This window comes from Halalkalibacter urbisdiaboli, from assembly GCF_002156385.1.
Taxonomy (GTDB): domain Bacteria; phylum Bacillota; class Bacilli; order Bacillales; family Bacillaceae_D; genus Halalkalibacter_A; species Halalkalibacter_A urbisdiaboli.
This window is the reverse complement of record NZ_MVJM01000002.1, coordinates 668,031-685,702: the sequence shown is the minus strand read 5'-3', so window position 1 is coordinate 685,702 and position 17,672 is coordinate 668,031. Positions and strand designations below refer to the sequence as shown.

The window sequence follows — 17,672 nt, the reverse complement described above, 5'->3', positions numbered from 1 at the left end:
TATTGATTAAAGCGCTTCCTTTTACTGGTTTGAGAGTCCAAATTTTACTGCAATGAAATAGATTTGAAGTTATTATAAAAACATTATTGACAGTGAAAATCATTATCGATATAATCACAGTTGTAAATGAAAATCATTATCTTTTAGATGAAGGAAAATGTACATAGTAAAATTAGGGGGATTCAAAAATGAAAAAGAGTGAATTAACACGTATGTTAGCTGGAGCAGTAATTGCTGGAGCTGTTTTAGTAGGGTGCTCATCTACTGATTCTGACGCAACGACTGAAGAAGCTCCAGTTGAAGAAACAGCAGAAGCTGAAACTGAGGTTTCTTCAGAGGAAACAGAAGGAGCAGAAGAATTTAATGTAGAAGAATCAGCTGCTGCAACACAATTACAAGCTTATAAAGCTATTACAGAAGAGCTTGCTAAAGCTAGCGAAGGTCAAGAGGTTGATTGGGAGTTAGCATCGACAACATATACAAACGACCTACAATCAGCTGTGAATACAGTTTCTGGTGATCTTGATCAAATGATTCAAGCGGCAATTGAAGGCGGTAAAAATGGTGAAATTGAAGGAATTATCGCAAAGCAATTAGTTGATAAAACGACACAATCATACTTCTACCAAGTACAAAAAGGCTTACAGAAAGAGACTGCAACAGCACTAGAAGAAGGAAATGCTGATGCGGCGAAGGAAGCATTTGAACAAATTAAATATCTTTCTACTGAGCTATTTATTCCTACTGCTGTGAAGCGTGATGGCTATTATGAACTAAGTGGTGGCGCTAGTTTAGAAGAAAATATTAACGCTGGTCTTGCTGCACAAGAAGAAGCACTAAACGCTGGAAATACAGACGAATTTAAAGTATTTGTACAACTTACAGATAAGTCAATCTACCGTAGCTACTATTTGGCTTCTAATTCATACGCTGAAAAAATTGCTACAGCTGTAGAGGAAGGTAAAGAAGAGCTAGATCTTCAAAATATGCAAGCTGAAGCATTTGGATTCTATCAAGCAATTAAAGGTTCATTGTCTGGTGGCGACGAAGAAGCTGCAACAAAGCTTGATACGATTTTCGCTCTAGATCAAACGAATGCTGTTGATATTGACCCTGAAGAAGTAAGTAGTTTATTTGTGAAAGCCATCGTTGGAAAAGTAAGTGGTTACCATGAAAAAGCACCTGTTTCTTTAGAAGAAGGAAATGTGACAGATGCACGCGTACAATCACTTGAAGGTAATATGTTCTTAAAAATGATCGAAATTGAATTAGTGAAGGCTCTAGGTGAAGAGAAGGCAGCTGAAACATTTGAAAATGCTGAAGCATGGTTTAAAGCAATTTCTGAAGAAAACGCAGAAGAAGCAAAAACATTAAGTGAAGCAGTATTGGCTGTAGTTAATGAACTATAATAGATGAAAGCCGCGTAATGCGGCTTTTTGTTTGTTTATTAACGTGTTTCTCACGTAAGCTTAATTTACCATCGTTTAATTAATGGAACAGTACTTTAAATCAAAGATCCTTGGTGTTAAAATATACGTACTTTGTGCGGAGGAGGGGAGCTTGTTGAGAATCGTCATTACAGGGGGAGCTGGGTTCATTGGGGGCCATCTTGCAAAAAGGTGGATTCGTGAAGACCACGAGATTTTTATTATTGATTGCTTGCATGATTATTACACGCCAGAACGGAAATTACAGCATTTAAAGGATATAAAAAAGGCTGGTGATTTTACATTTCATCAGATTAATTTGCTTGAAAAGAAAGCAACAGAAGAGTTACTGGAAAAGATAAAGCCTGATGCTGTTGTTCATTTAGCTGCGCTTCCTGGAGTAGCCTATTCAATCAGCCACCCTCTTGAGTATGTAGATTATGATATAAAAGCAACGATAAATATTTTAGAGGCAAGTGGGAAGGCGAATGTTAAAAAGTTTATCTTTGCTTCTTCCTCGTCTGTATATGGGAATAAAGGGATGCAAGGACGAGTTAGTGAAGAAATGGCAAACAGTGAAGTCATCTCACCTTATGCGGCTTCTAAATATAGTGCGGAGTCTTTTTGTCACGTATACAAGCATTTATATCATATGGAAATCGCCATATTACGCTTTTTTACAGTATACGGACCTTGGGGGCGACCGGATATGGCAATCGGCACGTTTATTAGGAAGTTAATGAACGGTGAGACGCTGCCGATTTTTGATATGAACAATGCGCGTGACTATACGTACATTGACGATATCATTGACGGAATTGACAAAACGTTACACTATCACGGTGATCAAACCATTTTCAACCTCGGTCACGGTCATCCCGTTTCAATGGACGAGCTTCTTCGTGAATTGGCGAAGCATTTTCCTCATCTTGTAACCGACGTGTTAGAGCGACGAGTAGGTGATGTCTATTCAACCTGGTCGGATTTGTCAAAAAGTAAAGCGTTATTAGGCTATACACCTAAAATCTCTTTTCAAGAGGGGATTGCGAGAACGGTTGAGTGGGCGAAGCAGTATGAACGTTATTAAGCTAGGGAAATGGTTTATTCGCTTCGTTATTTTTCTTGTTTTTATTTATTTAGTGTTGACCGCTTTTGAATGGACAACCTTTATCCGAATTGGTCTAGAGCTATTTCGTACCCCGATTAGCATTATGGTGATTTTTTTAGCCTATTATCTTTCGTTTTTATTGAAGGCTTACGCATGGAAGCTTTATTTTAGAGGGAATATCTCTTTAACTAGTAGTCTATATGGAATTTTTTATAGTTTATTTATTAATCATCTTCTTCCTCTAAAAGTAGGTGACGTCGTAAGGGCAATGGTTTTATCAAATCGGGAGACGATTACAACGGAGCAATCCTTTCATTCTGTTGTGGTCCTTCGGATGCTAGATATTATTTGCTTAGCGATGATCGCGGGCTTAGGCATGCTATATTACCAGCCGGTTGTATCGATTCCTTTCTATTTTTATTTTATCCTGCTCTTATTTGGAGTGGGCTCTGTTATATTAGTCAGGTTTTTGTTTCCCCACTTCTTTAAGAGAAACGTAAAGTTATTGATGCATGCTTTTTCAAATTTGAATGGGCTCGTTATTTTTTCATTCGTCTTGTTAAGCTGGATTCTTGAAGGTGCTGTGCTATTTGGGGTCGCTATGATTGTATTTGAACCACTCCCAGCGATTGGGGCGATTTGGGTCAATAGTGTTACGATTATCGGGCAAACGTTTCAATTTACACCTGGTGGGATTACGACGTATGAAGCAATTATGACCTATATGTTGACCTTCTTACAGATTGATGCGAAAGAAGGACTTATGCTGGCACTATATAGCCATGCACTAAAATTTATGTTTTCTTATTTAGTTGGACTGTATGTCTATTTTCGGTACCCGTTGACGATGGCTCAAATGAAAAAATGGGTTCAATTGAAAGGAGTGAAAAAGAATGAAAAGCGCATCTAAATTTGAAAAAGTTGCAGCGCGATGCTGGAATTTATTAAATGAGGGAAAGCCATTCACCCCGATTTTTGTTTTCGGAACGATGGCGATTTATCATGTTGAATCGTTGTTTTCAGGTCAGCTTCTTCCGTTTTTTTTAAGCTGGCTTATGACGCTACCTCTTTTTATTTTGTATTTTTGTTATGACTTTCCCCTTTTCCTACGTAACTATCTTTGGATTCCAGTCATTGGCTATTTGTTTATTTGGCAGCAGCCACCGCTTTCATTATGGTTATTAGTGATTGGTTTGTACTTTTTCTTTACCGTATTTTTCTGGGGAACGCTTTATTATCATTTGAGAATTGGAACGTCATGGTTAAACTTTACGAGGTTTTGGAAGCTAGTTTTGAAAAATAGTGATTCGACAAGTGGAAATGCCCAGGAGCAGCTACCAAAAGTGCTTTTACTCGTATCGGTTTGGGAGCTGTTGCTTAGTGCTATCGTCCAAGGAGAGAGGCTACCGTTACAATCTTATGGCGGATTTTTCGTCGGTATTTTCGTACTAGCCTACATCCTGCATCGCTATTTATTCGATTGGAAGCCGAGAGCATATAAAGAATATACGAACCGTTCCGAGCAAACAGCAATGAGCGAGCGTGTTGTAGTTATCGTCATTGATGGGATGAGAAAGGAGCGCTTTTATGAAGCGAATACGCCTTTTCTAGACAAGCTAAAAGAGACTGGTACTGAATATATGAATATGGAAACCGTCTATCCAGCTCGTACAGTTGTTTGTTTCTCATCAATGTTTACAGGAACGTATCCGTTTGAGCATGGAATTACATCAAATATGGTATGGAAGCTCGGGTTAAAGGTTGAAAGTATTTTTGATTCGCTTCGTAAAATTGGAAAAATAGGAAGGATGCTCGGGATCGCGCATCTAGTTGACTCATTTGGTGATGATGTTGATACTGTTACAGCTGTTATGCATAAGGATAAAGCCGATCGGAACATCATTGATAAGGCGAAAAGAATAATGGATGAAAAGGATCCAGATTTATTTATTGTTCAGCTCATTGGTACAGATCAAATTGGTCATAGCCGTGGCGTTTTATATGATGAGTATCTTGAAAAAATTGAGGAAGCCGATGCGCTCGTAAAAGAGTTCGTCGAGTATTTAGAGAATGATGGGAAAATGAAAAATACGACATTAATGATTTGTGCAGACCACGGACAAGCTGATGGAATTGGTGGACATGGACATTTGGATGAAGGAGAGCGCTTCGTACCTTTCTTCATGGTTGGACCACATATTAAAAAAGGTGTGAAGGTTCAGGAAAAACGAAGTCTCGTTTCAATGGCGCCGACGATTGCCTTTTTGATGGGGGCGCCAATTCCGAGTCATAGTCGAGGCCCAGTCTTAAAAGAAGCCATAAGGGAGGGGGGGCGACGTGAGTAAACGAAAAGTGATTGTGTTCTTACCAGCTTATAATGAGGAAGAAGTAATTGACCAAGTGATAAAGCGTGTCCCGCGCCACTTTCACAAGGAGGTTGAAGTTGAGGTTATCGTCATTGACGATGGCTCGACCGATCGAACGGTTACTGTTGCGAAAGAGGCGGGAGCAGATCGAATTGTTTCTTTAGAATCAAACAAAGGACTTGGGGCTGCTGTAAGGCAAGGCCTGCAAAGCTGTTATGATTTTGGGGCAGATGTTGGAGTGATGATTGATGCTGATAATGAGTATCCAGCTGAGCAAATCCCTGACATTGTTGAACCTATTCTTACGGGAGAAGTAGATTATACGATGGGCTCGAGGTTTTTAGGGACCATTAATGGTATGAAGCTCCATCGTCGATTAGGTAATTATTGTTTTACTTTGGTACAATCGTTATTACTTCGAAAAGTGATTTTTGATGGCCAGTCTGGTATGCGCGCATTTAGTCGTCAAGCACTCAAGCATGCTGAAATTATTCACGACTATAACTATGCACAGGTGTTAACACTTAACCTGATTCGTAAAGGGTTTCGAATGAAGGAAGTCCCGATTCAATATCAGGTTAGAACAACAGGTCAATCTTTTATAAAATTTAAAGCGTATATGACATCGGTTTTACCTGCGATCTGGAATGAAATGAGACGTCCTGTGAAACGAGTCTCATCTCATTCAGGATTACGAACAACGAAAAAAAAGGCGGGTTAATGAGCGAAGCCGTTGCATTTTTTAAAAGCCCAACTATGGGTGCTACTCATAGTTGGGCGAGCAACAGCAAAGCCATTGGTAAATAGAAAAAGGTTGGTTTTTCGAGTGCACTGAAAAAGGTGCTTTTCCCTTTTTCAATGCACTCGTTTTTTCTATTGTCTAGGAAAATACCGACTTACTAAAATAAATGACATTGACAATGGGATTGATAATTATTATCATTGTCATGTAGGGGGAGATAAAGTGAAAAAGCTATTATTTTTTTGGTTGACACTGATATTCATTTTCAGTCCGTTTTCTCAGCTAAAGGGATTTGCCTATTCGTATGGTGATCCTGGTGAAGAAGCTTTAGCAGAGGCTTATAAAGAGTTAGTTAACTATGTAAATAGTGACGATTGGGAAAACGTTCAATTAATTTATGAAACATATAAAAAAGATTTTGATTTATATTTTACGAAGGTTCAGCCTGATTTAGAAAGAGGCATTGAAGAACAAGATAAAGAGCTTGTGCTTATGAGCTATGAAGCAGCACTTCGTTTAAACATAGAGAGACGTTTACATTTTGCAGAAGATAGCTTTGATGATTATGGTCAAGCGAAGCTGTTATTAGCCAAAGCACGAGGGACTTTTTCGGTACTTGAGTCACTTGCTAAAGAGCGTGAGGGTGAAGAGACAGTAGCGTCTATTTATCAAGCATTTGATGATGCATTAGTAGCATTAGGTAATCCTGGCCTTTTCGGTATCGGTAGTAAAGAAAATGATCCTGAAGGTTTTAAGGAGAAGAATGAATACATAATTTCAGAGTTGGAAGAGATTTTTCTCTTACCTTCAGAATTAGATAAGGATGAAAGCCATTTAACAGAAGATAATCTTGATCTTGGATTTGAAATGGATGAATTCGGTGCTTCCTCCTTTTGGCTGTGGTTTACAATCGGTTTGCTTGTGTTGTTGATTCTTTTAATTGTTGTGAATAAAGCTCGTAATAAGAAGTAAGGGAGGGTTACTAATGGATTTTCAGGCGTTTTTGATTACATTACGTGAAGCATTAGAAGCAATCTTAATTGTTGGATTAATCTTATCTTATTTAACTCGTCTTAATGCTAATCAGTATAAGAAATGGGTATATTTAGGTGTTGTCCTTGCATTAGTAACAAGCTTTTTAGTCGCTTTACTATTTCAGGTTATCTTCACCGGGTTTGCGACCTTTGGTTCGGAAATTTATTTAAAGGTCGGAATAATGTTTGCTTCGGTTTTTTTATTGACTCATATGGTTGTTTGGATGAAGAAGCAGGCAAAAGAAATTAATAGCGATATGCAAAAGAAAATTGACGCTGCAATTACTGCAGGTAGTGTGTCAGCAATGATTATTCATTCCTATTTAATCGTCGTACGTGAAGGGGTAGAAACGGTCTTTTTCTTTGCTGCGATTAGCAATGGTGATGTTACGAAGGTGTTTCAAAGCTTTGGAGCAGTAAGTGGGTTATTACTAGCCTTAATTATTGGTTATCTCTTCTTCTCTGGAACAATGAAAATATCATTAAAAGCATTTTTCAATGTTACGGGTATCTTTATTATGTTCATTGCAGCTGGCTTATTCGTTCAAGGTGTTGGGGTTTTACAGGATCTTGGTAAGCTTGGTTCTGTTTATACAACGGCTGAAGGAAAGCCTGCTGAAGTCTATAACATTGTTCACATCATGCCAGAGCATTATCAAGATGAAGCACATTATAAACGAGATACAGGTCAGGAAGTATTAATCAGTGGTCAAATCGGCTTGTTTATGGCAGCGATGTTCGGGTATAGTCATAATCCTTCCGTCGAGCAAATCTTAGTGTATTGGGGTTATTTCGGTTTAGTGTACATGTGGATTAAGGTTATTAATTCTGGAAGATTTCTTAGGAGAAAGGAAAACAAAGGCAAAGTCCCAGCGTTTTCGAAAAAAACGATTACAAATTCGTAAATAAAGTTATTCAGATTACAGGCTCGTACATGGATACGAGTCTTTTCATTTTTGAAAAACTAGTAGTTCAGCAGAAAGGATCCACCTATGAGAAACATATGGTATAAAAATCAAACGATAACGCTCTTAGTCGTCATTGCATTGATATTTTTATATTACTACCGCCTGGTGTATTTATACCCTTTTGCAGCCACATGGGATCAAGTTGACTTTGTTCTAGCACTGGGCGATTTTGATTTATTAAAGATGCAGCCGCATTTTCCAGGCTATCCTTATTTTATTTTAGGGGGGCTCCTGTTTGCGAAGGCGTTCAATTTTGGACCGGAAAGCTTGTCAATTTTTAATCATACTATGGTGCTCTCAAGCTGCATCCCGGTTTATTTATTAGCACGGGAATGGGTATCGCATAGGCAAAGCTTGCTTGTTGTACTAGCTGTTCAATCATTAAGCTATTCGACCGTCATGATTGCTCAACCGATGTCAGAAGGCGCAGCCTTGGCTGTTGTATTCTGGTTTTTATGGAGCATTGTTTTTGCTTATAAGAAAGATAGTTTATTCATCGATTTACTGCCATTTTTCCTATTTAGCTTCCTTCTAGGCATTCGCCTATCATATATCGCGTTTGGGATTGGCTTGGCGTTTCATATTTATCATATATGGAGACGGAATTCGCGATTTAAAACGATTCAAGTTGTTATTTACCTTTTGTTTATGCTGCTATTCCAGCTCGCCTGGGTAGGGGCGTTAGCTGTTAATACGGGTGGATTTGAAACATTATGGAATGTAGCGATTGGGTTTTCGGAAGGGCATTTCACAGAATGGGGAGGGACTGCGGGGCAAGGCGCGCCTCTAGTAGAGCGACTCATTACGATTTTGTTTATAAATATTATTTGGGTCGGGCTGTTAACTGAAAATATGATTTTAATGGGCTTATTTATTGTCATTTCTATCTTGCTCGTTTATCAAAGGAAGTCCGTCCTTCGTCAAAATCGATTATTTCCATATTATCTTATACTCACTTCTACAACATGTTACTTCCTTTGGGCATTATTTGCTCAGAATCTCGAAAAACCGAGACATATATTACCGATAGCTCTTTTACTAATGTTTTTCATCGCCGTGCAAACAAAAAAGAAAAGCATGATTTGTCTATTATGTTTATGGATTGTGATTCATAGTTATCATGGTTTTCGGCTTTTGGAGAAGCAAGCAACTGAATTACCGGCTGTTTATCAGCTTGAGCAGGATTTACGGGGGATAGAGGATACGGTCGTTTATACTTGGGAGGAAACGCGAATATTCGAATATTTACAATCACCATTTTCGCATAAAAGAGTCTATTCCTATGATAAATTTAAACATGAAGTAGAGTTAAATAAAAACAAGACGATTTATCTAACCGGTCATGTCATAAAAGGGTTTGAGCAACAAGGAGCGGATATGAGCGCTCATGTTAGGAAGATAAAAGTGTATACATCTGACCCGTTATTTGACCCGGTATACGGGCAGATTGAGCTTTATGAATGGATTGATTAAACTAAAATGGCACTGAAAAACTCCTTTCACGTAGCTCTCTGAAGCGTAATGGAACATAAGAAGAACACTTAGTTCAAAAATAATGTATAATAACATCATCAAGCTGTGATTATTTAGCTGGAGGAGTCCATTTGACTAGACTAATCATAATTGTTATACTCGCAACGCTTTTCGGGCAAACGAATGGAATATATGAGGGTAACAATGTTGATGATAAGTTGTTATCAAGTATTGAAACAGAGGTAGCATCATATAACCAACTTGGCTCAAGTTCAAATGATGAATCCGTTATATTGCGAACGGATGAGCGAAGAGAACTATCAGCTATCCATGTGCTTGAACCTAACGCTCATATTGAAAGCGTCGTACCTAAACGAAAAACGCTATATAATTTAATGACGATTAAGCGAGGTCATGTGATTTAGTCCACCCTTCGAATGTAAAAATAATTCGAAGGAGGAAAACCAATGAAAAAGCAGTCATCGAACGTAGAGATACGAGAATCTCTTGTCGGATTAGGGGTTGCTCTGTTGATGATGGTTGTAGCGTTTTTATTTGCACATTACGGTTTGGGTATGGAATTTTTTCCAGGATAATAAGAAGATAAAGCCTTTGGTCATTTTGATGACTGAAGGCATTTTTTTTTAGGGAGAGTGTGTGAGGCAGTTTGAGCCATCACTAATTTTAATCGGAGAATCACTGACATTATTATGGTATTCCACCTTTTAAAGCATTGGTAAGATCAAGCTAATATCGTTTTAATGGGAGGGTGTTATATGTTAAGTGAACGAATGGGGAAAATGGTTTACGGTGGCGATTACAACCCTGAGCAGTGGGAACGGGCAGTTTGGGATGAGGATATGCGCCTGTTTAAAAAGGCCAATATTGACTTTGTTCGTGTGAATATTTTTTCATGGGCATTGTCACAGCCTGATGAAGTTACGTATCAGTTTGAATGGTTAGATGAAGTTCTTGATTTTTTGTACGAACACGGGATAAAGGTTGGGTTAGGGACGAGTACAGCGGCTCATCCGGCTTGGATGGCAAGAAAGTACCCGGATATATTGCGCACGGAATTTAATGGTCAGAAGCGAAAATTTGGAGGCAGACACAACTCGTGTCCAAATAGCCCTTCCTATCGTCAATTTTCAACGAGGCTAGTAAAGAAGTTAGTTGAACGGTATAAACACCATCCGGCGATTATGCTTTGGAATATATCAAATGAATTTGGTGGAGCCTGCTATTGTAAGAATTGTGAAAAGGCGTTTCGTGTTTGGTTAAAAGAGAGGTACGGGACATTAGAAGCGCTTAATCAAGCGTGGAACACACGTTTTTGGGGACATACATTTTATGAGTGGGACGAAATCGTTTCTCCTTCTCTGCTTAGCGAGCATTTTGCCGAAAACCGGACGATGTTTCAAGGGATTTCTTTAGATTATGCACGGTTTAATTCCGACAGTATGCTAGCTTGCTATTTGCTCGAATATCATGAAATAAAAAGGGAAATTCCCGATGCTATTGTTACAACGAACATAATGGGTGCTTATAAGCCTTTGGATTACTTTAAATGGGCAAAGCATATGGATGTGATTGGGTGGGACAATTATCCATCTATTGATACACCGATTAGTTATTCAGCGATGATGCATGATTTAATGAGAGGGTTAAAACAAGGTCAGCCATTTTTATTAATGGAGCAAACGCCAAGTCAAACGAATTGGCAACCGTATAACTCTTTAAAACGACCTGGTGTTTTACGGCTTTGGAGCTATCAGGCCGTAGCTCATGGTGCTGATTCTGTGCTGTATTTTCAAATGCGCCGTTCAATAGGTGCCTGTGAAAAATTTCATGGTGCGGTCATTGAGCATGCTGGGCATGAACAGACGCGTGTGTTTAAGGAAGTCGCAAATCTTGGTGAAGAATTAGTTGATTTAACTGATACCCTGCTTCAGTCGACGATTCGGGCCAAGGCTGCTATTGTATTTGATTGGGAGAACTGGTGGGCTTTAGAGTATTCAAGTGGTCCAAATGAAAGCTTGCGTTATCTTGACCAAATCCATAAGTATTATGCTGCGTTATATAAACAAAACATTCAAGTAGATATGATCGGAGTTGAAGCCAGTTTAGATTCATATGATATAGTCATCGCCCCTGTACTCTATATGGTGAAACCAGGATATGCTAAAAGGATTGAGACGTTTGTAGCCAATGGTGGAACCTTTTTGACGACTTTTTTAAGTGGGATTGTTGATGAAAACGACCGTGTGACATTGGGGGGATATCCCGGAGAGCTTCGAACCCTTCTCGGTATTTGGTCAGAGGAGATTGACTCGCTATCCCCAGAGCATACGAATCAAATCGTCATGAAGCAGAGATTTGGCTCACTAGAGGGGACCTATTCCTGTCAGCTTCTTTTTGATCTTATCCACACAGAAGGGGCAGAAGTAATAGCCGAATATGGTGAAGACTTTTACAAAGGTCGCCCCGCTGTAACGGCTCATTCGTTTGCAAAAGGAGAAGCATGGTATGTCGCTACAGATCCGGAACAATCATTTGTTGATGAATTAATGAGGGAAATTTGTTTGAAACGAGATGTTCGTCCGTTAGTGGAACCGAAAAAAGGAATTGAAGTATCGAAGAGAGAGAAGGACGGAAAGGAATTTTTGTTTATTCTTAACCATAATGCCGAGGAGGAGTTTGTGAATGTAGGCGATCACAGCTTTAAAAACCTGTTTACGAATGAGGTTATTTCTAAACAATTAACTCTAGAAGGTAAGGGAGTAGCATTGTTAGAAAGGCTATAAAATACTGGGCTGCCCCAATAACCAAAAAGTACTAGGAGTTTCAAAAGGTCAGATACAACCCTTTTGGAACTGTTTCTTTAAGTAATTGAGTAATCACTAATTTTTATATGATTTTTTCTTGAAATAACTATTACTTTTTCTGGGAGGTGTCTGCTATACTTATTGTAAGCGCTTACCTTTTTGTTGGTATTCTTTCTACTAAAATGGGGAATTGACATGAAGATTAAGAAATTTAATGATATGAAAATTAGAAGTAAGTTAATCATTTCGTTTATCGTCGTTGTCATTGTCCCTGTCATGATTGTCGGTGTGTTTTTAACAAATCAATTAAGAGAAATGGCTTTAAATAATGCCATTGAACAGATTACGATTGATATGGACCGGGTGAAAAAGCGGACAGCTGAAGTACTCATACCACCTATATATGTTTCAAATCATGCTCTTTTGGATCAGCGATTAAAGGATTTAGTCAATACAGCATATCAATCAACGTATGAGGTTGTTCATGCTTATAACCACTATTCAGATTTCCGAAATCATATCCGTTATTATCCTGAAATTTCTAATATACGTTTTTACTACAATAACCCTACGATGTTAAACAATTGGACATTTATTCCGATTTCAGATGAAGTTGCACAGACATCTTGGTACAAACGTGCTTCCGATGGGAAAGGATTAATTGGCTGGTACTATACAGAAGATGAAATGAGGGGCCGTAAAAATTTAAGTTTAATTCGTGCAATTAATTATCAAAGCCTTCGTTCAACTGGAATGCTTGTGATTGATATTAATACAGAACAGTTGAATTGGATTTTATCGCAGGAAATGACACCTACTATGATAGTTGATTCACAAAATCATATCGTTGCTGCCAAAAATCGCGAGCATATAGGTCTTAATTTAACGGAAATTGAATTTCCGCGTGCAATTATTGAGGGCGACGTAGGTGTTTTTGAAGCGCCTATTTTTGATGAACCATCACAAATTATGGTAGATAAGCTTGTCGTTGACAACAGCATTAACGAGTTGCGAATCATTTCGGTTATCTCTAATGCAACAATTAATAAAGATGCGAATCAGATAAGTCTGCTAGGTATGGTCATCGTTTCGCTTGGCCTTATCGTTGCACTCGTGTTAATTTATTGGTTTTCCCACCTCTTGTCAAAACGGTTATCTACGCTACGAAGTCAAATTGATGTAGTAGCTCAAGGTAATTTACAGACGAATGAAGTTATTGAAGGAAACGACGAAATTGGTCAGCTCTCAAAGAAGTTCCATGATATGACCGTTAGTATTAAAAACCTTTTACACGTGGTAGAAGAGAAAAATGAAGAGAAGCGAAAGCTGGAGAAGCATCAAAGTGAAATCAAGCTTAAAATGCTTGCAAGTCAGATCAATCCGCATTTTTTATTTAATACTTTAGAAACGATTCGAATGAAGGCTCATATGCGAGGAGAATCGGACATCTCTCAAGTAGTAAAACGATTAGGCAAGCTATTGCGAAGAAGTCTAGAAGTTGGTGGTGAGATGATAACGATTAAGAAAGAAGTAGACATGGTCACTTCCTATTTAGAAATTCAAAATTTTCGCTTTGAGCATCGGTTGCTTTATGAAATCCATCTTGATCCACTAGTTGAAAATGTTCATATCCCGCCACTTGTGATTCAGCCATTAGTTGAAAATGCAGTTATTCATGGGCTAGGCCGAGAATCAGAAGGCGGAAAGGTGACGGTAACTGTTTCAAAAGAAGAAGATAAGGTGCTAGTTCAAGTGCTCGATAATGGGATCGGAATGACAGAGGAAAAAAGGGCTGTAATAATAGCTTCTTTGTCTTCAACTGAGGATAACGAGCATCGTATTGGCATCCGGAATGTACATGAACGAATGATATTGAAATTTGGTTCAAACAGTGGCTTACATATTCATAGTGAATATGGAAAGGGGACTTGTGTTTATTTTTACTTACCATTACTTAATCAGAAGGAGGAGTTTGATGTATAAAGTGCTCATTGTCGATGATGAACCAACGGTACGTGAAGGATTGAAAACATTAATCCCTTGGGAGCAATACGGATATCAAGTAGTAGGAACAGCGAACGATGGACTTCATGCGCTTGAGCAATACGAACAGTTACAACCAGATTTAATCATTTCCGATATTCAGATGACTGAAATGGATGGCCTTGATTTTATTCAAAAGCTTCGAGCTGCTAAGGAGGAAGTTCAATGCCTTATTCTTAGCGGTTACGCTGATTTCCATTATGCAAAGAAGGCAATGGCCATCCATGTAGCTGGCTATATGCTTAAACCGATTGATGAAGATGAGCTTATACAGCATCTTGAAACAATCAAAACAAATCTAGACGAAGAAGCAGAACGGAAGCAAATAGAAATAAAGAATGGAAAAAGAAATCGTGAGGAGTTTCTGCTGTCACTTTTATTACAGCGGAACACTGAGAATTTGGAACAGAATCTAGTGCGCTATCAATTAAATTGGAAGAAATTTCAAGTCATCTGTATTAAACTAGAAAAGGATATGGCAAGCCATTGTATGAACAAACTTAAGCGTGAGCTAGGAGCAGTGACCTGGAGTGTGGAAGGGACTGTACTTAGCCATGATGGATTCATTGTTATAATTGATCGGCGTCCACCTCCTTATCAGGAAGTGGAGAAGGTATTTGAAGCTTATCACCTCGATTTTACAGCTTCGGTAGGGAGCATGATCTATCATCCAAAAGACATTTCGCAATCTTATCAGGAAGCTATTCAGCTAATTGAACGGAAATTCTTCTTTGAACGAGGGAATTATTTAAGGAAGGGCTCCGGGGTCATGGAACCAACAGATAGCCAAGATTATACGAATTTTGCGATGATTGATAAGTTATTTTATGCGCTCGATATGGGTGGAAACGAACAGCTAGAGACTTATTTAAAATCGCTAGTTTTAACGAGAAATAAACATGTTTATTCGGAAAACGAAGTAAAAATGCGTGTGACTCATGTACTAACGTGTTTACTTACAAAGCTAACTAAGGCTTATCCTGAAAAGCAGGACTATTTTTTAAAAACGTCAGAGTATATTCTTGATTTATATAAGCAGCGAACAGTTACTGCACTTCTATCGTTCGTTAAGACAATATTAACGGATATTATGACTGAGATTGCTGATGATCATCAAGAGCATCAATTAAAAAAATTGAAAGACTTTATCGATAAGAGATATGGTGAAAACTTAAAGCTAGAAACATTAGCTGAATTGTTTAACTATAACCGTGCTTATTTAGGGAAACTGTTTAAAGGCTATACGGGTGAAAGCTTTAATACGTACCTTGATAAGATTCGTATAAGTGAGGCTAAAAAGCTACTAGTAAAAGGGTTAAAAGTGTATGAAGTAGCCGAAAAGGTAGGCTATAACAATGTTGATTATTTTCATAGTAAATTTAAGAAATATGTAGGATGTTCACCATCCAATTATCGTCGACAGCAGCTTAAGAAGCCTTGTTAGAAGGGCAATGAAAAAGGGTGGGTTTCCCTTTTTCATTGCCCTTTAAGTAATGTGTGGAGCCGTTGCCTAGTTTTGAAAGCCCTGCTATGAGTGGTTTTCTCATAGCAAGGCGCGCAACGTGCGAAGCCATTACTTCTTCTTTGAGTTACATGAAGTAGTTTTTCAGTGCTCTTCTTGTTAGAGCTTTATTTTTTTGGGGTGTCTTAAAAGGGAGCGAACCTTTTAAGACACCCCTTTCATGTTCGTAGCAGGATACACAGTGAAAAAAGTACATGATTTTCGTTGCAATCTTTCAGGTATTTAAAGGGAAAGAGATTCGGTAAGATAAAGGTGTAAAGAGGAGGGGTTTAAATGGAAGTGTCGCCAAAGAAAGCGCATTCAGAGATTGTCGTTCCGAAAAAGAGAAGCTTTTGGCAAACTGCCAAAAATCAAAAATGGCTCTACTTAATGTCCATCCCCTTTGTCATTTGGGTGCTCGTTTTTAATTACCTTCCGTTATGGGGTTGGACGATGGCCTTTCAAAACTTTCGACCAGGAAGAGCGTTTACAGAGCAAGAGTGGGTAGGGCTTACACATTTTATCAATTTGTTTCAGGATGACCATTTTTATTTAGTGTTAAGAAATACGATTGCGATGAGTGTAATGCTACTCGTAGCAGGCTTCACCGTCCCAATCATTTTTGCTGTACTGCTAAACGAGATAAAGGACTCTTTGTTTAAACGTTCAGTACAAACGATTTCGTACTTGCCTCACTTCGTCTCGTGGGTAGTTGTAGCGGGAATCGTCATTAAAATGCTCTCGACTGATGGTGGCATTGTCAATGACCTATTGGTCGAGTTGAACATTATCGACTCGCCGATTCAATTTATGGCAAAAGAAAAGCTCTTTTGGTGGATTGTGACAGGAGCAGATGTATGGAAAGAGATGGGCTGGAATTCAATCATTTTCTTAGCGGCGATGGCAGGTATCGATCCTCAACTTTATGAAGCGGCACGCGTTGATGGTGCAGGAAGATGGCGAAGAATTTGGCACATTACTTTACCAGGTATTCGCCCGACGATTATGGTTATTTTAATTCTATCCATTGGCAACATGATAAGTATTGGATTCGAAAGGCAGCTATTGCTCGGGAATTCGCTTGTTCGTGATTATTCAGAGGTTCTTGAGTTATACGCCTTAAATTATGGAATTGGATTAGCGAGATATTCATACGGGACCGCAATCGGTATTTTCAATTCCGTTGTTAGTATTATTTTACTCATCATAGCGAATACGATTTTCAAGCGACTAACAAAAACAAGTGTGATGTAGTGGGAGGTGAATGAAGTGGCAAGAAAAGTGAGAGTAGCAAATTCAAGTCTATCAGAGCGACTGTTTGACTTCGCAAACTATCTATTTATGATTCTAGTTGTTGTTGTCACCTTGTATCCATTTTTAAATGTATTAGCAATTTCATTTAACGAATCAACTGACACCGTTCGCGGCGGGATTTATATTTGGCCAAGGGAATGGACGTTTGCAAACTACGCGGTCATTATGCAGTATGAACATTTAATTACAGGATTTATTAACTCTGTATTACGTACGGTGATTGGAACAGTACTAGGGGTATTTGTTTGTTCGATGATTGCGTATACACTTAGCCGTCAGGATTTCCAGGCGAGAAAGTTCGTCTCAGTCATTATTGTACTAACGATGTTTTTCTCTGGGGGGTTAATCCCGACGTATATGCTTATGCGTGATTTACAGCTTATTAATACGTTTGCTATTTATATCCTCCCTCTTCTTGTAAGTGCTTGGAATATCATTATTATTCGTTCGTATATGGATGGGCTACCTTTTGCGTTGCAAGAATCAGCGAAGATGGATGGTGCAAACGACTTTACTATTTACTGGAAAATCATTTTGCCGATTTGTAAACCGGTACTAGCAACGATAGCGTTATTTATTGCTGTCATGCAATGGAATATGTGGTTTGATACGTACATTTATAATAGCTCGAATCCAGCGTTAACGACATTGCAATATGAATTGATGAAAATTTTACAAAGTACATCAACGAATGCAGGTGCGGATTCAACCCGTGGTCAAGGGGTAGAGCTTATGAAGCGTGTATCACCAGAATCAGTCAGAATGGCGATTACGATCGTAACCGTTGTCCCAATTCTCATTGTCTATCCATTTCTACAAAAATACTTCGTGAAAGGAATGACCTTAGGGGCTGTCAAGTAACTGGTTATGA

General features: G+C 38.6%; 15 protein-coding genes. All 15 read left to right on the top strand.

All coding sequences use genetic code 11. The features are described 5' to 3' along the window. Positions 1–188 precede the first annotated feature (188 nt). Positions 189–1,409 carry a hypothetical protein gene (locus B1R93_RS11195; RefSeq protein WP_088104050.1) on the top strand — a complete coding sequence of 407 codons (1,221 nt, stop codon included), beginning with the start codon at positions 189–191 and terminating at the stop codon, positions 1,407–1,409. Between the two features lie 154 nt (positions 1,410–1,563). Continuing rightward, a complete protein-coding gene (locus B1R93_RS11190) occupies positions 1,564–2,514 on the top strand; it encodes a GDP-mannose 4,6-dehydratase (protein ID WP_245308261.1) in 951 nt (316 codons plus the stop codon). Continuing rightward, positions 2,501–3,445, top strand: a complete 945-nt coding sequence (locus B1R93_RS11185; RefSeq protein WP_088104048.1) for a lysylphosphatidylglycerol synthase transmembrane domain-containing protein — start codon at positions 2,501–2,503, stop codon at positions 3,443–3,445. Before B1R93_RS11190 ends, B1R93_RS11185 begins: the two co-directional genes overlap by 14 nt. Continuing rightward, the gene (locus B1R93_RS11180) at positions 3,429–4,880 is read left to right on the top strand and encodes an alkaline phosphatase family protein (protein WP_088104047.1); all 1,452 of its coding nucleotides are present in this window, start codon (positions 3,429–3,431) and stop codon (positions 4,878–4,880) included. Before B1R93_RS11185 ends, B1R93_RS11180 begins: the two co-directional genes overlap by 17 nt. After that, positions 4,873–5,622, top strand: coding sequence for a glycosyltransferase family 2 protein (locus B1R93_RS11175; RefSeq protein WP_088104046.1), 750 nt, complete (start codon positions 4,873–4,875; stop codon positions 5,620–5,622). The genes B1R93_RS11180 and B1R93_RS11175 overlap by 8 nt, the downstream gene beginning before the upstream one ends. Before the next feature lie 243 nt (positions 5,623–5,865). Next, a complete protein-coding gene (locus tag B1R93_RS11170; RefSeq protein WP_088104045.1) occupies positions 5,866–6,615 on the top strand; it encodes a hypothetical protein in 750 nt (249 codons plus the stop codon). Positions 6,616–6,628: 13 nt separating this feature from the next. Beyond that, a complete protein-coding gene (locus tag B1R93_RS11165) occupies positions 6,629–7,582 on the top strand; it encodes an FTR1 family iron permease (RefSeq protein ID WP_088104044.1) in 954 nt (317 codons plus the stop codon). Between the two features lie 87 nt (positions 7,583–7,669). After that, positions 7,670–9,118, top strand: a complete 1,449-nt coding sequence (locus B1R93_RS11160) for a nucleoporin-interacting protein (protein ID WP_088104043.1) — start codon at positions 7,670–7,672, stop codon at positions 9,116–9,118. 131 nt (positions 9,119–9,249) lie between these two features. After that, positions 9,250–9,543 (top strand): hypothetical protein, encoded by a 294-nt coding sequence (locus B1R93_RS11155; RefSeq protein WP_088104042.1) that lies wholly within the window; start codon positions 9,250–9,252, stop codon positions 9,541–9,543. 42 nt (positions 9,544–9,585) lie between these two features. After that, positions 9,586–9,714 (top strand): hypothetical protein, encoded by a 129-nt coding sequence (locus B1R93_RS23660; protein WP_280949473.1) that lies wholly within the window; start codon positions 9,586–9,588, stop codon positions 9,712–9,714. A 180-nt stretch (positions 9,715–9,894) separates the two neighbouring features. Beyond that, entirely contained in the window at positions 9,895–11,922 is a 2,028-nt protein-coding gene (locus B1R93_RS11150; RefSeq protein WP_088104041.1) for a beta-galactosidase, read from the top strand. A gap of 216 nt (positions 11,923–12,138) precedes the next feature. Beyond that, positions 12,139–13,926 (top strand): cache domain-containing sensor histidine kinase, encoded by a 1,788-nt coding sequence (locus B1R93_RS11145; RefSeq protein ID WP_088104040.1) that lies wholly within the window; start codon positions 12,139–12,141, stop codon positions 13,924–13,926. Next, a complete protein-coding gene (locus B1R93_RS11140; protein ID WP_165763786.1) occupies positions 13,919–15,430 on the top strand; it encodes a response regulator transcription factor in 1,512 nt (503 codons plus the stop codon). Before B1R93_RS11145 ends, B1R93_RS11140 begins: the two co-directional genes overlap by 8 nt. A 351-nt stretch (positions 15,431–15,781) precedes the next feature. Continuing rightward, the gene (locus B1R93_RS11135) at positions 15,782–16,741 is read left to right on the top strand and encodes an ABC transporter permease (RefSeq protein ID WP_088104038.1); all 960 of its coding nucleotides are present in this window, start codon (positions 15,782–15,784) and stop codon (positions 16,739–16,741) included. Between the two features lie 87 nt (positions 16,742–16,828). Beyond that, positions 16,829–17,662: a carbohydrate ABC transporter permease gene (locus B1R93_RS11130; RefSeq protein WP_088104654.1), complete on the top strand. Its 834-nt coding sequence runs from the start codon at positions 16,829–16,831 to the stop codon at positions 17,660–17,662. The last annotated feature ends 10 nt before the right edge of the window (positions 17,663–17,672 follow it).

Excerpts from the sequence above, each read along its gene's own strand:
- B1R93_RS11195 (WP_088104050.1), top strand. The coding sequence starts at position 189 with ATGAAAAAGAGTGAATTAACACGTATGTTAGCTGGAGCAGTAATTGCT.
- B1R93_RS11185 (WP_088104048.1), top strand. The coding sequence starts at position 2,501 with ATGAACGTTATTAAGCTAGGGAAATGGTTTATTCGCTTCGTTATTTTT.
- B1R93_RS11180 (WP_088104047.1), top strand. The coding sequence starts at position 3,429 with ATGAAAAGCGCATCTAAATTTGAAAAAGTTGCAGCGCGATGCTGGAAT.
- B1R93_RS11165 (WP_088104044.1), top strand. The coding sequence starts at position 6,629 with ATGGATTTTCAGGCGTTTTTGATTACATTACGTGAAGCATTAGAAGCA.
- B1R93_RS11160 (WP_088104043.1), top strand. The coding sequence starts at position 7,670 with ATGAGAAACATATGGTATAAAAATCAAACGATAACGCTCTTAGTCGTC.
- B1R93_RS23660 (WP_280949473.1), top strand. The coding sequence starts at position 9,586 with ATGAAAAAGCAGTCATCGAACGTAGAGATACGAGAATCTCTTGTCGGA.
- B1R93_RS11150 (WP_088104041.1), top strand. The coding sequence starts at position 9,895 with ATGTTAAGTGAACGAATGGGGAAAATGGTTTACGGTGGCGATTACAAC.
- B1R93_RS11145 (WP_088104040.1), top strand. The coding sequence starts at position 12,139 with ATGAAGATTAAGAAATTTAATGATATGAAAATTAGAAGTAAGTTAATC.
- B1R93_RS11140 (WP_165763786.1), top strand. The coding sequence starts at position 13,919 with ATGTATAAAGTGCTCATTGTCGATGATGAACCAACGGTACGTGAAGGA.
- B1R93_RS11135 (WP_088104038.1), top strand. The coding sequence starts at position 15,782 with ATGGAAGTGTCGCCAAAGAAAGCGCATTCAGAGATTGTCGTTCCGAAA.
- B1R93_RS11130 (WP_088104654.1), top strand. The coding sequence starts at position 16,829 with ATGATTCTAGTTGTTGTTGTCACCTTGTATCCATTTTTAAATGTATTA.